This is a genomic window from Flavobacterium sp. 2755 (genome assembly GCF_031455715.1).
GTDB lineage: Bacteria > Bacteroidota > Bacteroidia > Flavobacteriales > Flavobacteriaceae > Flavobacterium.
In genome coordinates this window covers 15,729-33,319 of sequence record NZ_JAVDTG010000008.1, presented here as the reverse complement: position 1 = coordinate 33,319, position 17,591 = coordinate 15,729, and the positions used below count along the sequence as shown (strand labels likewise).

Here is a 17,591-nt window from a genome sequence, read left to right as displayed (position 1 = left end):
CTTTTCAATCAATAAAAAATCAATTTATTTTGAAGCTAAAAAGACTTTGTGAGTAACAAAGTCTTTTTTTATATCTTTGAAAAAACAAATCTGCCATGTATAAAATTTTAGCCAAACTAAATAAAATGCTACTGCCTAGTTTTACTAAACAAGGTCTGGATATTTCTAAAGCAAAAAAATGGCAAATGGCGATCATTGGCTATCGTGCATATGTTACTAAACGAGCTTTAGGATAATCAATTAAAAATACTTTTGTTCTTAGACAGCAGAAATAATTGATTTATTTTCTGCACTATTATATTTATGAAAAATAAAGAATTCAACCTACCTCCTGTTCCGGCAGTCTTATTGGCAATTATAAGTGTTCAATGCGGAGCTGCGATTGCAAAAACACTTTTCCCTGCAATTGGAGCAGCGGGAACAGCATCTATACGTATTGGCGTTTCGGCATTAATTTTATTATTGGCTTACAGGCCAAATTTAAAAGCAATTACGCCCGCACAATGGAAAATTGTAATTCCTTATGGTTTGTCATTGGGTGCAATGAATTTGATTTTTTATTTTGCGATAGAACGAATTCCAATTGGTCTGGCTGTAACTTTAGAGTTTATGGGGCCACTATTAGTGGCTATTATAGGTTCAAAACGTTTAATCGATTATTGCTGGGTTTTACTCGCTGCAATGGGAATTGTTTTAATAGCACCGTGGACAAATGATCGCTTAGATATTTTAGGAGTTATTTTTGCGCTTTTAGCTGGTGCACTCTGGGCAGCATATATAGTTTTAGGTGGAAAAATTTCGAAAATAATGAATGGCGGTCAGGCAGTTTCGACCGGAATGTTATTTGCTGCAATCTTGATTTTGCCTTTCGGATTCCTTGAAAACGGATTAGCGAACCTAACTCCAAAACTCTTCGGAATGGGAATTGCTCTTGCGCTTTTATCTAGCGCGATTCCGTTTACTTTAGAAATGAAAGCTTTAGGTCAGCTTCCTCCGCGTACATTTAGTATTTTAATGAGTTTAGAGCCGGCAGCTGCTTCTATTTGCGGATTTATCTTTTTACAGGAAAACTTAAGCTTTTATGAAATTTTGGCTGTATTGTGTGTTGTGGTTGCTTCTGCGGGAAGTACTTTGACCGCAAAGAAATAAAAAAAGCCCTGCATAACTGCAAGGCTTCTTCATTGTAGGCATTCTATTTTTGGAGATCTTAATTATTTTTTTGGTAACAAAACTGCATCAACTACATGAATTACACCATTTGACTGATTCACATCGGCAATTGTTACTTTAGATTTATTACCATTTTCATCGGTAACATATAAATCTTTTCCTTTCATCCAAGCCGTAAGAGTTCCGCCGCTTACTGTTTTAAGCGTAGCTTTTCCGTTTCCTGCTTTTATAGCTTCTGCAATATCAGAAGCATTCATTTTTCCTGCGACAACATGATAGGTTAAGATCGTTTGCAGTGTTTTTAAATTTTCAGGTTTCAATAATGACTCAACAGTTCCTTTTGGTAATTTATCAAAAGCAGCATTTGTTGGAGCAAAAACGGTGAATGGTCCTGCGCTTTGTAATGTCTCAACTAATCCTGCAGCTTTTACAGCAGCAACAAGCGTTGTATGATCTTTTGAATTAACGGCATTCTCAATAATATTTTTGTTAGGATACATTGCTGCTCCACCAACCATTACTGATTTTTGAGCAAAAGATGTAAATCCGAATGATAAGGCTAAAATGACTGCGGCTAAAAATTTTCTAGTTTTCATAATTATTATTTTAAGTTATATGTTCATTTACGGGGATATATACCTTTTGGTTTTGATTAAAAATTTATTTCATCAAAATTCAAATTGAAACAGACACAAAACTCATTACTAAAGCCAGCAAAACATTAGATTACAGTCTGTAAAAAATATTCAACGAAAAACTAATTTTATTAATATTTAATTATTATTTTTAGAAATAAAACAACTCATTATGCAAATTTTACCTAAAAAAGTAAGAAGTAAAAAATTGAGTTCACGAGTAGATTTAACTGCAATGGTCAGTGTTTCTTTTTTGCTGATTATATTCTTTATGCTTGTTGGTGAATTGTCTAAACCAAAAGTTTTAGTATATGATACGGGACGAGATAGAGGTTGCTGTGACTGCCCTCCTCCTCATTATGGAGAAAATAGATCAATAACCGTAATGTTGGGTGAAAATAATAAATTGATCTATTACATGGGGATTTTGAGTTCTCTGATAATTTCGCCAAAAGAAATTAAATATGGCAAAGAAGGAATTCGTCAGGAATTGCTAAAAAGAAATAAAAGTATGCTTGAATATTCAGCCGCCTTAGGAAAACCCGGAAGAGGAATCACTGTAATTATAAAGCCTAGCAAAAAATCTAATTTTAAAAATTTGGTTGATATTTTAGATGAAATGGCAATTGTTAATATTCAAACCTATGCAATCATTCCTGAATTTACGCCACAAGAATCTGAATTATTAGCTTCAAATTAATTCTTTTTAACTCAAATCTAAATCTATGAAAAATCTGCCTCAAAGAGTAAGAAGTAAAAAGTTAAGTTCAAGAGTTGATTTAACTGCAATGGTCAGCGTTTCATTTTTGCTGATTATATTTTTTATGCTTGTTGGTGAATTATCTAAGCCAAAAGTATTGGATTTAAGCTTACCAGCAAGATATGACGATAAAGAATGGAATGGTGTTATTAATTGTGGTGCAGGTGTAGGCCCTCGTATCATAACGGTTTTATTAGATGAAAATGATCAAATAATTACATATTCTGGTCTTTTGTTTCATCCTTTAGAAGATCCAAAAAAAGTAAGCTATGGTGATGGAGATAAAGGAATTAGAAAAGTTTTATTTGAAAGGAACAATAAAATTAGAAAATATTCAGCATCCGTTGGAAAACCAAAAAATGGCGCAATTGTAATTATTAAACCAAGTAAAAAATCAAACTTTAAAAATTTGGTAGATATTTTAGATGAGATGGCTATTGCTAAAATAGATACTTATGCAATTGTAAATGAATTCACGCCAGAAGAAGAAAAATTATTAGCATCAAAATAATTCTTAATTACTTAAATCTAGATCTATGAAAAATCTGCCTCAAAGAGTAAGGAGTAAAAAGTTAAGTTCAAGAGTTGATTTAACTGCAATGGTCAGTGTTTCATTTTTGCTGATCATATTTTTTATGCTTGTTGGTGAATTGTCTAAACCAAAAGTTATGGAATACAATTTGCCAAATTATGATGATGACGAATGGCGTTTTACAGGTTGTGTGCTCCATGATGAAAACCGTGTTTTAACACTTTTACTTGATGATAATAACAAAATAATTACTTATTCAGGATTATTATTTTTTCCAATTGAAACACCAAAAGAAATACAATACGGAAAAAATGGAATTAGAAAAGAATTATTAGAAAGAAATAAAAAAGTTTTAGAATATTCAGCCCAGCGAGGAAAACCTGGAAGAGGAGTAACGGTTATTATCAAACCAAGCAAAAAATCCAACTATGGAAATTTGGTTGATATTTTAGATGAAATGAAAATTACGGGTATAAAAACTTATTCTATTGTTGATGATTATACTCCGGAAGAAACAAATTTACTTGCATCAAAATAACACAAGAAAAGATTATTAAAATAAAGTCCCACTTTGCGGTGGGACTTTCTATTTAAGAGCAATTATTATTTCTTAATAAACTTAATTGCAGAACTTCCTTTATCTGATTTTACTTTAATAAAGTAATTACCTGTTTTAAGTCTGGAAACATCAATATCCGAAACTGATTTAGCATTTGGAACCGCAATTACCAACTGGCCTAAAATATCAAAAATTTCAAACGATTGTATTTCAATATTCTGAGTTGAATTTACATTCAGAGTATTACTTACTGGATTTGGATACAACGTAAAATACTTAGAAAACTCAAAATCTTGAATTCCTAATGTTTTAAAAGTTGATGTTGCTTTATTGGTTAAAATTGGGAAATTATAATCAAAGTAAATATTAGCTTCATTAGTAAATGAATCCCCTACTTGCAATGTTGGTTTTGTTTTGATTTTAAAAGCAATGTATCCGTCATTATTAGCATCATCAAAAGGAAGATTGATGTTTTCAAAAATAAACTCAACTTTATTTCCTTCTGAAATTTTAGTTACATAAGAATGACTTGAACTTGTTGGAATCAAAGTTGAAATATCGAATTTAGACAAATCAATCAAATCTTTTACTACAATGTTTTGCGCTGGGTATGTACCCGTATTTTCAAAACGAATCATATAATGAACATACTCACCTATTAAATTTGGAGTAATAACAGAACCTTCTAAACAAGTTTTATCATTTGGATCATAAGAACCTACAACAGTTTGATTTAAAACAAAAGTGTTGTCTAATGGTGTTTCATCTGTCTCTTGTGAGGAAATTGCAGTCGTAAATTTTAGAATATCTCCATTATTTACTGCTGGTGTTTCCATAGGACTATTTACATTTAATGTTAATAGAATTTCTTTACTTTCAAAAGGTTTTAAATTACTAAAATTCCATAGTAATTTATTATTCGACTGAGTTGATATTAATGGATTTGATATAATCAGATCTAAAACACTATCATCAAAAGCTAAATCAATTGAACCTGATTGTATAGCAGTTCCTTTATTTTTATAAATAATTTTATACTTCGCATCAAATCCTGGTCTTGCAGCTTCTAAAGGAATTAGTGATATTTCTAAATCCTGATGAATTCCATTTGGTGAAATACAAAAATCTTGTATAAAAGGACTGTTTTGAGCAGGAAAAACAACATTAACAAAAGAAGGTGAAATTACAAAATAATTAGAGTTTTCAATATTTGGCTTAATTGTCACCGCACCTTCCTGTACATTTATAGAATAAGAACCATCGTTTTTTGAATAAAAATTACGTGTATTGTTCCCGTTAGTAACAGTGTATTTAACATTTGAGAACAATGATTTAGATATTTCACATCCTTTATCATCAATATTATACTTATTAACACCTTTAATTACATAATGCTCTGTACCCGGAAAAAAGTTGCAATAAGTATTGATTTCACAATTTTGAATCCCGCTCTGAGTCAGTATCTGTTGGTAATATTTAATATTTTCCTCATCAACACATAAATACTTTAAATTTGGCGCGCTTAAAAAATAAGTATTATACGTTTTTCCATTTTTTAACAATAAATAAAGCAATGAATTATTACCTGTCAAACTTACACTAATCAGTCTTTTCAATGGAGACAAATCTAAAAACTCAACTTTAGTGGAAGAAGCTGTAAGAATTTCTAAATGCAAATTCTTTATTAAGTCTAAAGCTGCTAATGAAGTATTTGAACAATTTAATGTCTCTAAATTTTCTAACCCTGAAATATCGAGAGAAGTTAACAACATATTGAAATTGCAGCTTAATTTTTTTAAGCTTGGAAGATAGCCAAAATTTAATTTAACAAGCTTATTATCACTACAATTTAAATCATTTAACTTTGTTAAACTGGACACATCCAGAGATGTTAATTCATTATTATTGCAGTTTAAATATTCTAAATTAGCACAGTTCGAAACGTTAATATCTGTCAAAGAATTATATCCTGCATATAATGTTTTCAATTTTGTTAGCCCTGAAAGATCTATAGTTTTTAATCTATTTGATTCAAAACTTAGTTTTTCCAAACTAGTTAATCCTGTAAGATTTAAACTTGTTATAGCATTAGAACCACAATCTAAAAATTCCAGCTTACTTAACCCATTAAGAATTACATTAGTTAATTGTCCGTCAAGTAAATTTACTTTTTTTAGATTAATCAACCCTGTAAGATCTAATACCGAAAAACCATTCAAAGTACATTCCAATTCTGTTAAATTTGTTAATGGTGATAAATCTATTGTTTTTAAAGCAAGTCGACTGCAGTTAAGATATTCTAAATTTGGCACACCTGAAAAATCTAAACCTATAAGATTAATACAATGTGCGACATTCAGATATTTTAATTTTGTAAGCCCTGAAATATTTAAAGTTTTCATCTGATAGGTTTCAGAACAATCTAAAATCTCTAAATTTTTAAGTACCGTAAGATCCAAATTTTGACTGTAATAGCCAGAACAATTTAAATTTTTTAAGTTAGAAAAATACTCAATACCAGTAAAATCTCTAACAACACCTTCAGCAAGAGGTCTATAAGTAATTAGTTTATAAACTTTTTGAACTTCACTTACTTCTATTTCTAAATTATTATTAGAATCTACTTTTATTGCATTACCATTTATATCAAATGCTACATAATTATTGGTATCGGCCTGTAACAAGATTTCTTTAAAAACGACGTCCGGAATAGTAATAACTTGTGCATTTAAACTATTAAAAAAGCATAAAGCCAGAACCAAAAAGTAGAGTTTCTTCATATTAGGAAATTTTGAAACAAAAGTAACTTTTTAACAGACTAACACAACTTTAATTGTTAAAATTCTCCAAAAAAATTAAAATTAAGCATAAAAAAAGTCCCACATTGCTGTGGGACTTTCTATTTAAAGAAAACTAAGAATTATTTTTTCTCAGTTTTTTCCATTTTAGCTTTTAATGCAGCTAATACATCATTGTTATCTCCTAAAGTTGCAGCTGGTGCATTTGTAGTAGAAGCAGATGAAGTATTTTCAGTTGCAGCTTTCACGTTTTTCTCTTCTTCTTCACGGAAGATAGCAGTGTGAGAAGCAACTACTCTTTTGAATTCTTTGTTGAATTCGATTACTTTGAAATCAGCAGTATCACCTTTTTTCAATTTCTTTCCGTCTTCTTTTTCAAGGTGACGAGTAGGAATGAAAGCAACGATATCATCTCCGAATTCTACAGTAGCTCCTTTGTCAACGATTTCAGAAATTTCACCATTGTGGATAGTTCCTACAGCGAAAGAATCTTCGTATTGATCCCAAGGATTAGCAGTAGTTTGTTTGTGACCTAAAGATAATTTACGTCCTTCAACATCTAATTCTAATACAACTACATCAAGTTTTTCACCAACATTTACAAATTCAGATGGGTGTTTGATTTTCTTAGTCCAAGAAAGGTCAGAAATGTAGATTAATCCATCAATTCCTTCTTCTAATTCTACGAAAATACCAAAGTTTGTAAAGTTTCTAACGATACCTGTATGTTTAGAACCTACTGGGTATTTAGAAGTAATGTCAGTCCATGGATCTTGAGTCAATTGTTTGATACCTAATGACATTTTACGGTCATCTCTATCTAAAGTTAAGATAACAGCTTCAACAACATCTCCAACTTTCACGAAGTCCTGAGCAGAACGTAAGTGAGTTGACCATGACATTTCAGAAACGTGGATTAAACCTTCAACACCTTCAGCAACTTCGATGAAAGCACCGTAATCAGCGATTACAACTACTTTACCTTTTACTTTATCACCAATAGTTAAATTAGCATCTAAAGCATCCCATGGGTGAGCGTTTAATTGTTTCAATCCTAATTGAATTCTTGTTTTCTCATCATCGAAATCAAGGATTACAACGTTTAATTTTTGGTCTAATTCAAGAACTTCACTTGGGTGGTTGATTCTGCTCCAAGAAAGATCAGTAATGTGAATTAATCCGTCAACACCACCTAAGTCAATGAACACACCATAAGAAGTAATGTTTTTAACAACACCTTCTAATACTTGTCCTTTTTGTAATTGACCGATGATTTCTTTTTTCTGTACTTCGATATCAGCTTCGATAAGCGCTTTATGAGATACAACAACGTTTTTGAATTCGTGGTTAATTTTTACCACTTTGAATTCCATCATTTTGTTTACATATACATCGTAGTCTCTAATTGGCTTAACGTCAATTTGAGAACCAGGTAAGAAAGCTTCGATACCAAAAACGTCAACGATCATACCACCTTTAGTTCTGCATTTTACAAAACCATTAACGATTTCACCTGTTTCGTTTGCTGCGATAACTCTATCCCATGATTTAATAGTACGAGCTTTTCTGTGAGATAATACTAATTGACCAGTTTTGTCCTCACGGATGTCGATTAATACTTCTACTTTGTCACCCACTTTTAAGTTTGGGTTGTAACGGAATTCGTTTAAAGAAATAACACCTTCCGATTTTGCGTTGATATCAACGATAACGTCTCTATCTGTAATTCTAACAACTACACCTTCAACTACTTCTTCTTGATCTGTAGCGATGAAAGTTTTAGATACTAGTTCTTCGAATTCTTGTAAGTTTTTCTCGTCAACAGCATCAATTCCTTCTTGGAAGTTATGCCAGTTAAAATTCGCTAAAAACTCTTCTTGTGTTTTTGTTTGTTCAGACATGCTGATAAAAAAATTTGTATTCTGTTTTTCTCGAGTTTCATAAAGCAGTAGAAAATACAGAAGTTGTTTTACATAAATAGTTGATACCTAAAGGAAACTCTTCTTCGCCAAAAGGACTGCAAAATTACTACAAATATTTGTACTTACAAAATAATTCCAGATGATTATCCGTCAATTGTTCAGGAGCAGAACATTTTAAGCTTTTCAAGACCTAAAGTCCCGCTTTCGCTCTTATCTTTTTCTGTCTAAAGGAGCCAGAAAAAGGATAACCGCTCTATCGGGGCTAAACTAGACGTTTAGCAACTTTTAAGACCTTTTTGTCAGACTGAGCGAAGTCGAAGCCTTTATAAGTAACGATGGGCTTCGACTTCGCTCAGCCTGACAATCGTTTTCACAATAAGAAACACAACAGGTTTTTAAAACCTGTCGGTTTACTATATATGATTATCTTTGTCAAAGTTTAAAATTTTTACAAAGATTTTTCTAAATCAAGTTCAAACAACTTAGGATTTTCGAACTTATTCTCGTCAAGTTGAAAGTTTTTATCATAAAATTTCCAAGGTGAATTAGCAAAGAAATATAATTTATCATGAACTAAAGCCGCTAAAGCAGGTTCATTAAACTCTTCCCTATTATTATCTAAAATTATAAAATCAGTTATTTTAGTTTCAGAATCATTTAATTTGTAACTCATAATTCTAATGGGTACTACTCCATTTTCAATTGCTATTAGTGAATTTTTATAATAAAGTAATCCGTCAATTCCTTTTTTAGAAACTTCATTCGGAAATTCCAGCCAAAGTTCTTTTTTCGTTTTTATATCAACTACACAAATTCCTTTTAAATAATCCGCAATAAACAATTTTGACTCGTTTTTATTAAATGTAATTCCCTGCAGATTAAAAGCTTCATTTCTTAAATCCTTCCATAAAATCAAATTATCATTTTCAATTTTATAAATAATCGGTTCAGCACTATCTGATATAAAAACATCATTATTTTTCTCCACAGCAATATCTCCAAAAACATGATTACCTTCAATTGTATATCGCTTAATCAGTTTTTTAGAGGAAATATCAATTTTTAAAATCTCACTTTTTCCATCCAGTTCTTTTCTAAAACCATTCATTTCAGGAATTGCAGAACAAGCAGCCCAAAGATATTTTTGATCATCATCTGCTTTTAAAGCAAAAACCGAATACAAACAATCTGTAAACCAATCAGAGCATTTACCAGACGCATCAAAAGAAACAATCTTTTTATTCCGAATACTTGATGACAGCCAAAGCTTTTGTTTCTCTAAATAAAATAATCCTTCCGGATGAAGATCTTTTTCTGAAAGGCTTAGTTTTTCAACTGAATTTTTAATTGCTTTAGATTGAGAAATTTTTAACTTTAATAATTCCTTAAAACCATTATCATTTTTAATAGATTCAAAATCAGAATCGTCTTCAAAAGGAACTGTATTATTTGCCAGAATCATTCTTTTTAAAACTAACAAAGTTTCGTATTTTTTGCCATTCAAAGCATAAGCCGATGCCAAATTATAAGTAAAGGTGGGATGTGCCGGCCTAATACTGTCCAATTGTTTGGTCAATTTTAAAAACTGAATATAATCTTTGCTTTTATAAGCTTCTACACTTTTCTCATACAATGCTTTGGTTTGAGAAAACCCAAAAGTCCCAATTAAAAGCAAAACAAATAATTTTAGTTTCGGCATCGTTAAAGTCTTAAAAATGACTACTAAGTTATTGTTTTTATTTCAATAGCAATATTTTTAAAAGAAAACAAAAAGTAATATAAATACAGTAATTACAACTACAAGAGAGCCTATGAAAAGAGCTGAATTAATATCCTCTTTTCTTTTTTCATATTCAATAACAAAACTACCTGGATTTATATAATACATGTTATAGGCTTTTGGATGAATTTTTATGTCAGGTCTAAAATGTGACAATCCTAATAACAAACCTCTAACTAATTCTAATCGATTAGTATAAAACATACTAAAAATATGATTTCCGGAAAATAATTCTTTATGAACTTCTACATTCCCATTTATTGAAACAAACCAAAAAAATGTTTCGTGACTATATTTGCCGCTCCCAACCATCTTTGCGAAAACATCATAATTTAAAAGATCAGAATCAGATGAAGCACTAATTTCTTTTATCGTTCCTTTAAATTCGTCAATTTTTTCAAAACTATCCCACGTTATTATTTTTTCAACTTTATCATTAAATTTATTTACATAATGAATTCCTTGATTATCAATAACCGTGGTGGTATACTTCATTGTTTTCTTTAAATAAACTATCTGAAGTGTAATAGGAAGAGTTAATAAAAAGCATATAAAAATCAAATTTTGTTCTAAAGGAAGAAAAAACAGAAGTACAAAGAAGGCTCCTAAAACCAATAGAAAAGAAATCAACAATAGTAATCCAAAACCATAATTTAAGATTTTTGACGGACTTGAAGTTACTGGACTAAATGGAGGAAGGTCTCTTTTTTGATTATTCATATGACAGATTAAAACACTAAAATATTTAAAAAATTTGTGATAAAAAAAATCCTATTTCCAAAACTGAAAATAGGATTTAAATATTTTTTAAAAGAAATTATTAATGACTCAAATTCTCCATTTCTTTTGGGTCATGCTTATACTTAAATAAGAATACAAATAAAATCAAAATAACAAATGCATATCCCGCAAATGAAAACCAAACGTTAGTCCAGTGAACTACATTACCTGTAGTAAAATATCTAACTGTTCTTCCTGCAAACTCACCACCTAATATAGCACCAATTCCATTTGTCATTAACATAAATAATCCTTGAGCACTTGATCTAATTTTACTATCCGTTTCTCTTTCAACAAATAAAGAGCCCGAAATATTAAAGAAATCAAAAGCCATTCCGTATACAATCATAGATAAAATTAAGAAAATTACTCCCGATCCAGGATTTCCAATTCCAAACAATGCAAAACGTAAAACCCAGGCAATCATGCTAAATACCATTACTTGTTTTATACCAAATCTTTTTAGAAAAAATGGAATAGTTAAAATGAAAAGGGTTTCTGAAATTTGAGATAATGAAATTATAAAGACAGAATGTTCTACTCCAAATGTACCGTGATATTCAGGATTAGAACCAAAACTTCTAATAAATGTATCACCAAACATATTTGTAACTTGTAATGCTGCACCTAATAACATTGCAAAAACAAAGAAAACTGCCATCTTTTTTTGCTTAAATAATACAAAACTATCTAATCCAAATTTACTTGACAAAGATTGATTTACGTTTTTATTTTCAGCTGGAACATCCGGCATTGTAAACGAAAACAAACCAGTAACAATCATAGCAACTGAAGCAAAAATAAACTGATTTGTATTTGATTTCCAATCCGTCAAATCAGTAATCCACATTGCAATTATAAAACCTACTGTACCCCAAACACGAATTGGTGTAAATGCTTTTTGAACATCAAATTTAAATTTATTCAAAACAGCATAACTAACAGAATTATTTAAAGCGATAGTTGGCATATAAAAACAGCTGGTTGCAAAAATAACCCAATACATTTCTTGGGAATTATTTGCTTTAGTTGCAAAAAAAATGGCAATCCCGGCAATTATATGCGAAACTCCCAAAACTTTTTGTGCACTGAAATATTTATCTGCAATGATACCAAGTAAAGCCGGCATGAACAAACTTGCCCACCCCATAGAGCCATAAGTCCTTCCTATTGATAAACCAACACTACCACCTTCAATTGGGCCAAAAACCTGTCCCATGTAACCACCTAATGAAATCAACCAAACTCCCCAAACAAAAAATTGGAGAAAATTCATAATAGTCAGTCTTAATTTAATTCCCATATAATGAAATTGTCTTTTTAGTAAAAATGAAGTCGTAAAACTACCATTTAAAATAATATCTACAAAAAATTAATCTATTTTAACAACATCATTTACTAATTCTAAAACAGCAGCAAATTGTTCTTCTTTATTTAAGTAAGAATTATCGATCTCAATAGCATCATCTGCAATTACAAGCGGAGAATCTTCGCGGTGTGTATCTATATAATCTCTCTCCATGACATTCTTTAAAACATCTTCATAAGAGACATTATCACCTTTTTGCTGTAATTCGTCAAAACGTCTTTGCGCACGGGTTTCCGCGCTGGCAGTCATAAATATTTTAAGTTCGGCATTTGGAAAAACTACAGTTCCAATATCTCTGCCGTCCATTACAATCGCTTTATTTGTTCCCATTTCCTGCTGTTGCTCCACTAATTTAGCACGCACTTCAGAAATTTCGGCTACTTTGCTCACAAAATTAGAAACCTCAATAGTTCTAATTTGTTTTTCAACGTTTTCACCATTCAAATACATTTCGGCAAAACCTAAATCAGCATTAAATCTAAACTCTAACTGAATATTCGGTAACGCCTGAATCAGAGTTTCTTTATCAAAAAAATCAGCTCCAATCAACTTATTCTGCATGGCAAAATACGCCACGGCGCGATACATTGCTCCTGTATCCACATATACATATTCAAGTTCTTTTGCCAATTGTTTTGCCAAAGTACTTTTCCCTGTTGATGAAAACCCGTCGATAGCAATTGTAATTTTTTTCAATTTTTTATGTTTTAATTTTTATTCTCTAAATAATACGATATGTGACTATCAAACAGTCAAAAAATATAACTGCAAATGTAACATCTTTCTGTGTAAATTGAATGTTTCAAACAGCAATAACAAAATCAAATTGTAACGTTTTCAATTTCTGTTATTTGTCCAAAAAAAAACTATTATTGCAGAAAGTTATGCTGCTTTCTGAAATAATAGTGTATTGTTGAGATACTTCTAAATAATATTTTTAATAATAAATATCTAAAAGAATATTCGACTTAGAACTATCAATTATCTTTTCTATACGTTTAAAAAATTGTTCGCTAACCATTGGACATCCTTTACTGCGGCTGATGTAATAGTTTTGTTCTTCGGCAGGAACTGCAGAATAAGAGTGTAATACAATCGCTCTTTTTAAAGCATTATCATTAGTTTCATCTAAACCCATTAATCTATAGGCTTTCCCGAAAATGCCTTTGTAATTTTTGCCTATTGCATATCTGCCAAGTGCTGTGCAGTTTGAGTTAGGTTCATTACTAAATTTAAGCATTCCGTTAATACCCGTTTCAGAGCCAGAGCCGTGCGCTACAAGACCTTGATCAATAATTTGATTTTTCTCTAAATCGTAAACAAAAAAACGATTTTTTCCTGAGGGTACTTTCATATCAACCAAAAATGCAATTTTAGTATTGTATTTATGATCGATTTTCATCATGTCTCTAATTTCATCTACCCTGTTGTTAATTCTTTCGATTTCGACACTGGTAATAGAAGCTTCTTCTTTGAAGTAGTGTTTTGATCCAGTAAAAACACCTACAGTCATAAACAAAAATAAACTGAATAATTTCATATAAATTATTGGAGATTTAGAATTAAACCAAAAAGACTTGTATTTCCTGCCAATGTATATCTAGAGTACGAATAGTTAAACTTTAACTTATTCATCTTTAATCCAAAACCTAATGAAATTCCTGAAAAATTACGTTGTTCTTCTACACGTAATTCTTCTCCTCTTCTAAAATTATAACCTAAACGCAGGTTCACTGCTTTTTTAGGAAAGAGTTCAATACCAAAAAGAACATGCCTCAAAGCATTATTCACAAAGGAAACCTTCTCATTTGTTGTTGAACCATCAATATTGGTTTCTCCGCGAACGGGATTCGAAAAAGAAATATTCCATTGCTGTAAATTCTCTAAAGTAAGATGCCAGCGAATAGGAACATGTTCTAATTCCTGCGAAATTCCGGCAGTAATTTCAAACGGTAAATTTTCCTGTATTCCTGAATATGTTCTAAATTGTGTACCTATATTACGAAATACGAGCGCATAATTTAAATCATTTTTTTCATCAATATATAATAAACCTATATCTACTGCACCTCCAATCGAATTATAACTTTCTAATGTTGAAGTTATCAACTTCGCACTAGCTCCAATATGAAGATCCGTAAAAGGAACATTATAAGCATATCCAAATGACAATGCACCTTCATTTCCTGTAAAATCTGATGTAGCCTGACCGTTTTCGTCGTATCCTTCAAAAGATCCGTAGTTTATATAATTAACTCCGGCATAGAAAGTCTGCACGTGGCGGTCATAAGTATAAGCATAGGAAGCACTCCCATAAGAAGCTTCTCCGTAATAATTTCCATAATTCAAGGCTAAATGGTTGTCCATATCTGCGTTTAAAACGGCTGGATTGGACATAGCCTGGTTAACATCTTCGTCATATATCGTAATCACTTTTCCACCCAGCGCTGCCTGACGCGGAGATGCTGTTAAATTTAGAAATTGATAGGTGTAACGCCCTCCAACCTGCCCGAACGAAACCGAACAAAGTAGTAACATTAAAAATAAAACATAGTGTTTTGGCATTTGTTTTTGTGGCGTTCCTATATGGGAATAACGCAAATACAAATATAAAATTATATAACGCCAAAAATAAAATTATAGCTTAAATAAATTCCAATAAAAAAAATCCAAACTCCAATAGTAAAATTGGAATTTGGAATTTAAATATTGAAGCTTAAAATTGAAGTTTATTTCAACGTTTTAGCATTCTTTACATTTTGATCTGTTAAAGCTAAAGCCAGAACTTCGCTCATTTCTTTTACATAATGAAAAGAAAGGCCTTCTAAATATTCAGCTTTAATTTCGTCAATATCGCTTTTGTTTTCGTGACAAAGAATAATTTCTTTAATTCCTGCTCTTTTTGCAGCAAGGATTTTTTCTTTGATTCCGCCAACAGGCAATACTTTTCCACGTAAAGTGATTTCTCCAGTCATGGCAAGGCTTTTCTTAACCTTCTTTTGAGTCAATAATGAAACTAAAGAAGTAAGCATTGCAATACCTGCGCTTGGTCCGTCTTTTGGCGTTGCACCTTCCGGAACGTGCAGGTGAATGTTATATTTTTGGAATAATTCAATTCCTAAACCTAACTTTTTAGCATTTGCTTTAATGTATTCTAAAGCAATTGTAGCCGATTCTTTCATTACATTTCCAAGGTTTCCGGTAATGGTTAAAGAACCTTTTCCTTCGGAAATTAATGATTCTATAAATAAAATATCTCCTCCAACACTTGTCCAGGCTAAACCTGTAACAACTCCGGCAACATCATTGTTTTCGTATTTATCGCGCTCTAATCTCGGAACACCTAAAACTTTTACGATATCTTCGTCAGTAACTTTTTTGTTGTACTCCTCTTCCATCGCAACGGCTTTTGCAGCATTACGAATTACCTGAGCAATTTTAGTTTCTAAATTACGAACTCCAGATTCTCTTGTATATCCTTCAACAATTTTTTCTAATTGTTTTTTTCCAATAGTCAAATCTTTGGCAGTTAATCCGTGTGCTTCTAATTGTTTTGGAAAAAGGTGTCTTTTTGCAATTTCTACCTTTTCTTCAATTGTGTAACCTGACATTTTGATAACTTCCATTCTGTCACGTAAAGCAGGCTGAATTGTAGCCATATTGTTTGAAGTCGCAATAAACATTACTTTAGATAAATCAAATCCCATTTCTAGGAAATTATCATAAAAAGCACTGTTTTGCTCAGGATCTAAAACTTCTAATAATGCAGAAGATGGATCGCCGCTGTTTCCGTTTGATAATTTATCAATCTCATCTAAAATAAAAACCGGATTTGAAGTTCCTGCTTTTTTTAAACTTTGAATGATACGTCCCGGCATTGCTCCTATATACGTTTTTCTGTGTCCGCGAATTTCTGCTTCATCACGTAATCCGCCTAACGAAATACGTACATATTCACGTCCTAAAGCTTCGGCTACAGAACGCCCAATAGAAGTTTTACCAACTCCCGGAGGCCCTGTTAAACATATAATTGGTGATTTCATGTCATTTCGCAATTTTAAAACTGCCAAATGTTCAATCATTCTTTTCTTCACTTCATCAAGACCAAAGTGATCTTTATCTAGTATTTTTTGAGCAAATTTTAAATCAAATTTATCTTTAGAATATTCGCCCCAAGGCAATTCTAAAAACAACTCTAAATAATTACGCTGAATTCCAAAATCTGGCGACTGCGGATTCATTCTGCGCATTTTAGATAATTCTTTTTCGAAATGTTTCTGCGTTTTTTCGTCCCATTTTTTGGTTTTCGCTTTTATTCCCATTTCGTCCATTTCTTCTTCCTGCGAAACGCCTCCCAATTCTTCCTGAATGGTTTTCATTTGCTGATGAAGGAAATATTCACGCTGCTGCTGATCTAAATCAAAACGAACTTTTGACTGAATGTCATTCTTCAATTCTAATTTTTGAAGCTCTACATTCATATAACGTAAAGTTTCTAAAGCACGCTCTTTTAAACCATTTATCGACAAAAGACCTTGTTTTTCTTTTACAGATAAATTCATATTTGAAGAAACAAAATTGATTAAAAACGACTGGCTTTCAATGTTTTTAATAGCAAATGTAGCTTCAGATGGAATGTTTGGGCTTTCTTTAATGATTTGAATTGCCAGTTCTTTTACAGAATCTAAAATAGCTGTAAATTCACTGTCATTTTCATCAGGACGTTCTTCTGACACTTCTTTAATAGTAGCTGTCATATAAGGATCTTCTGAAACAACTTCGTCAATTTCAAAACGTTTTTTTCCTTGTAAAATAACGGTTACATTTCCGTCAGGCATTTTTAAAACACGTAAAATACGTGCAACAGTTCCTATTTTATGAATATCGTCTTTTGACGGATCTTCGTCTTCTTCATTAATTTGAGAAACAACTCCAATGATTTTTCCGCCTGCATTGGCATCATTAATTAATTTGATTGATTTATCTCGTCCTGCAGAAATTGGAATTACAACTCCCGGGAATAAAACTGTATTTCGTAAAGGTAAAATTGGCAGAGAAACAGGAAGTTCTTCATTGTTCATTTCCTCTTCGTCCTCTGGAGTTAATAATGGAATTAATTCTGCTTCTGAATCAAATTCTTGAAGTGACAGATTGTCAATAGTGAGTATTTTATGATTTGACATAATAATATATAAGTCTTTTTGTCATTAAAAGTTTAATACTATTTGTAAATACAGTCTTAAAAGTTGTAGAATCTATTAAGTGTTTCATTTACAAGATAGGCCA

15 protein-coding genes are annotated in these 17,591 nt (G+C 31.4%); 5 read left to right on the top strand and 10 right to left on the bottom strand.

Features of this window, described 5'->3' with window-relative positions; genetic code table 11:
- Window positions 1-95: 95 nt before the first annotated feature.
- Window positions 96-236 (top strand): hypothetical protein, encoded by a 141-nt coding sequence (locus tag J2Y38_RS17810; protein WP_053474185.1) that lies wholly within the window; start codon window positions 96-98, stop codon window positions 234-236.
- A 67-nt stretch (window positions 237-303) separates the two neighbouring features.
- Entirely contained in the window at window positions 304-1,149 is an 846-nt protein-coding gene (locus J2Y38_RS17805) for a DMT family transporter (RefSeq protein WP_309845143.1), read from the top strand.
- Between the two features lie 62 nt (window positions 1,150-1,211).
- Here the strand turns inward: J2Y38_RS17805 and J2Y38_RS17800 are convergent, their stop codons facing one another.
- A complete protein-coding gene (locus J2Y38_RS17800) occupies window positions 1,212-1,766 on the bottom strand; it encodes a fasciclin domain-containing protein (RefSeq protein ID WP_309845141.1) in 555 nt (184 codons plus the stop codon).
- Between the two features lie 211 nt (window positions 1,767-1,977).
- Between J2Y38_RS17800 and J2Y38_RS17795 the strand changes: the two genes are divergently transcribed.
- The 3 genes from J2Y38_RS17795 to J2Y38_RS17785 are packed head-to-tail and all read left to right on the top strand — an operon-like array spanning window position 1,978 to window position 3,635.
- Window positions 1,978-2,505, top strand: a complete 528-nt coding sequence (locus J2Y38_RS17795) for a biopolymer transporter ExbD (RefSeq protein WP_309845140.1) — start codon at window positions 1,978-1,980, stop codon at window positions 2,503-2,505.
- Window positions 2,506-2,530: 25 nt separating this feature from the next.
- Window positions 2,531-3,076 (top strand): biopolymer transporter ExbD, encoded by a 546-nt coding sequence (locus J2Y38_RS17790; RefSeq protein WP_309845137.1) that lies wholly within the window; start codon window positions 2,531-2,533, stop codon window positions 3,074-3,076.
- Between the two features lie 25 nt (window positions 3,077-3,101).
- Window positions 3,102-3,635 (top strand): biopolymer transporter ExbD, encoded by a 534-nt coding sequence (locus J2Y38_RS17785; RefSeq protein ID WP_309845135.1) that lies wholly within the window; start codon window positions 3,102-3,104, stop codon window positions 3,633-3,635.
- A gap of 65 nt (window positions 3,636-3,700) precedes the next feature.
- Here the strand turns inward: J2Y38_RS17785 and J2Y38_RS17780 are convergent, their stop codons facing one another.
- The 9 genes from J2Y38_RS17780 to lon form a co-directional block, all read right to left on the bottom strand.
- Entirely contained in the window at window positions 3,701-6,436 is a 2,736-nt protein-coding gene (locus J2Y38_RS17780; protein WP_309845132.1) for a T9SS type A sorting domain-containing protein, read from the bottom strand.
- Window positions 6,437-6,576: 140 nt separating this feature from the next.
- Window positions 6,577-8,355 carry a 30S ribosomal protein S1 gene (gene rpsA, locus J2Y38_RS17775; RefSeq protein WP_256635003.1) on the bottom strand — a complete coding sequence of 593 codons (1,779 nt, stop codon included), beginning with the start codon at window positions 8,353-8,355 and terminating at the stop codon, window positions 6,577-6,579.
- A 469-nt stretch (window positions 8,356-8,824) separates the two neighbouring features.
- Window positions 8,825-10,075 (bottom strand): TPR end-of-group domain-containing protein, encoded by a 1,251-nt coding sequence (locus tag J2Y38_RS17770; protein ID WP_309845131.1) that lies wholly within the window; start codon window positions 10,073-10,075, stop codon window positions 8,825-8,827.
- Between the two features lie 57 nt (window positions 10,076-10,132).
- Window positions 10,133-10,876, bottom strand: coding sequence for a hypothetical protein (locus J2Y38_RS17765; RefSeq protein WP_309845129.1), 744 nt, complete (start codon window positions 10,874-10,876; stop codon window positions 10,133-10,135).
- Between the two features lie 100 nt (window positions 10,877-10,976).
- Window positions 10,977-12,239, bottom strand: a complete 1,263-nt coding sequence (locus tag J2Y38_RS17760) for a nucleoside permease (RefSeq protein WP_309845127.1) — start codon at window positions 12,237-12,239, stop codon at window positions 10,977-10,979.
- A 69-nt stretch (window positions 12,240-12,308) separates the two neighbouring features.
- Window positions 12,309-13,001: a (d)CMP kinase gene (cmk, locus tag J2Y38_RS17755; protein ID WP_309845124.1), complete on the bottom strand. Its 693-nt coding sequence runs from the start codon at window positions 12,999-13,001 to the stop codon at window positions 12,309-12,311.
- 241 nt (window positions 13,002-13,242) lie between these two features.
- Window positions 13,243-13,845, bottom strand: a complete 603-nt coding sequence (locus tag J2Y38_RS17750) for a murein L,D-transpeptidase catalytic domain-containing protein (RefSeq protein WP_309845122.1) — start codon at window positions 13,843-13,845, stop codon at window positions 13,243-13,245.
- A gap of 5 nt (window positions 13,846-13,850) precedes the next feature.
- Complete coding sequence (gene porQ / locus J2Y38_RS17745) at window positions 13,851-14,870, bottom strand: type IX secretion system protein PorQ (RefSeq protein WP_309845121.1); 1,020 nt, start codon at window positions 14,868-14,870, stop codon at window positions 13,851-13,853.
- A 164-nt stretch (window positions 14,871-15,034) separates the two neighbouring features.
- Complete coding sequence (gene lon / locus J2Y38_RS17740; RefSeq protein ID WP_309845118.1) at window positions 15,035-17,488, bottom strand: endopeptidase La; 2,454 nt, start codon at window positions 17,486-17,488, stop codon at window positions 15,035-15,037.
- Between the last annotated feature and the right edge of the window lie 103 nt (window positions 17,489-17,591).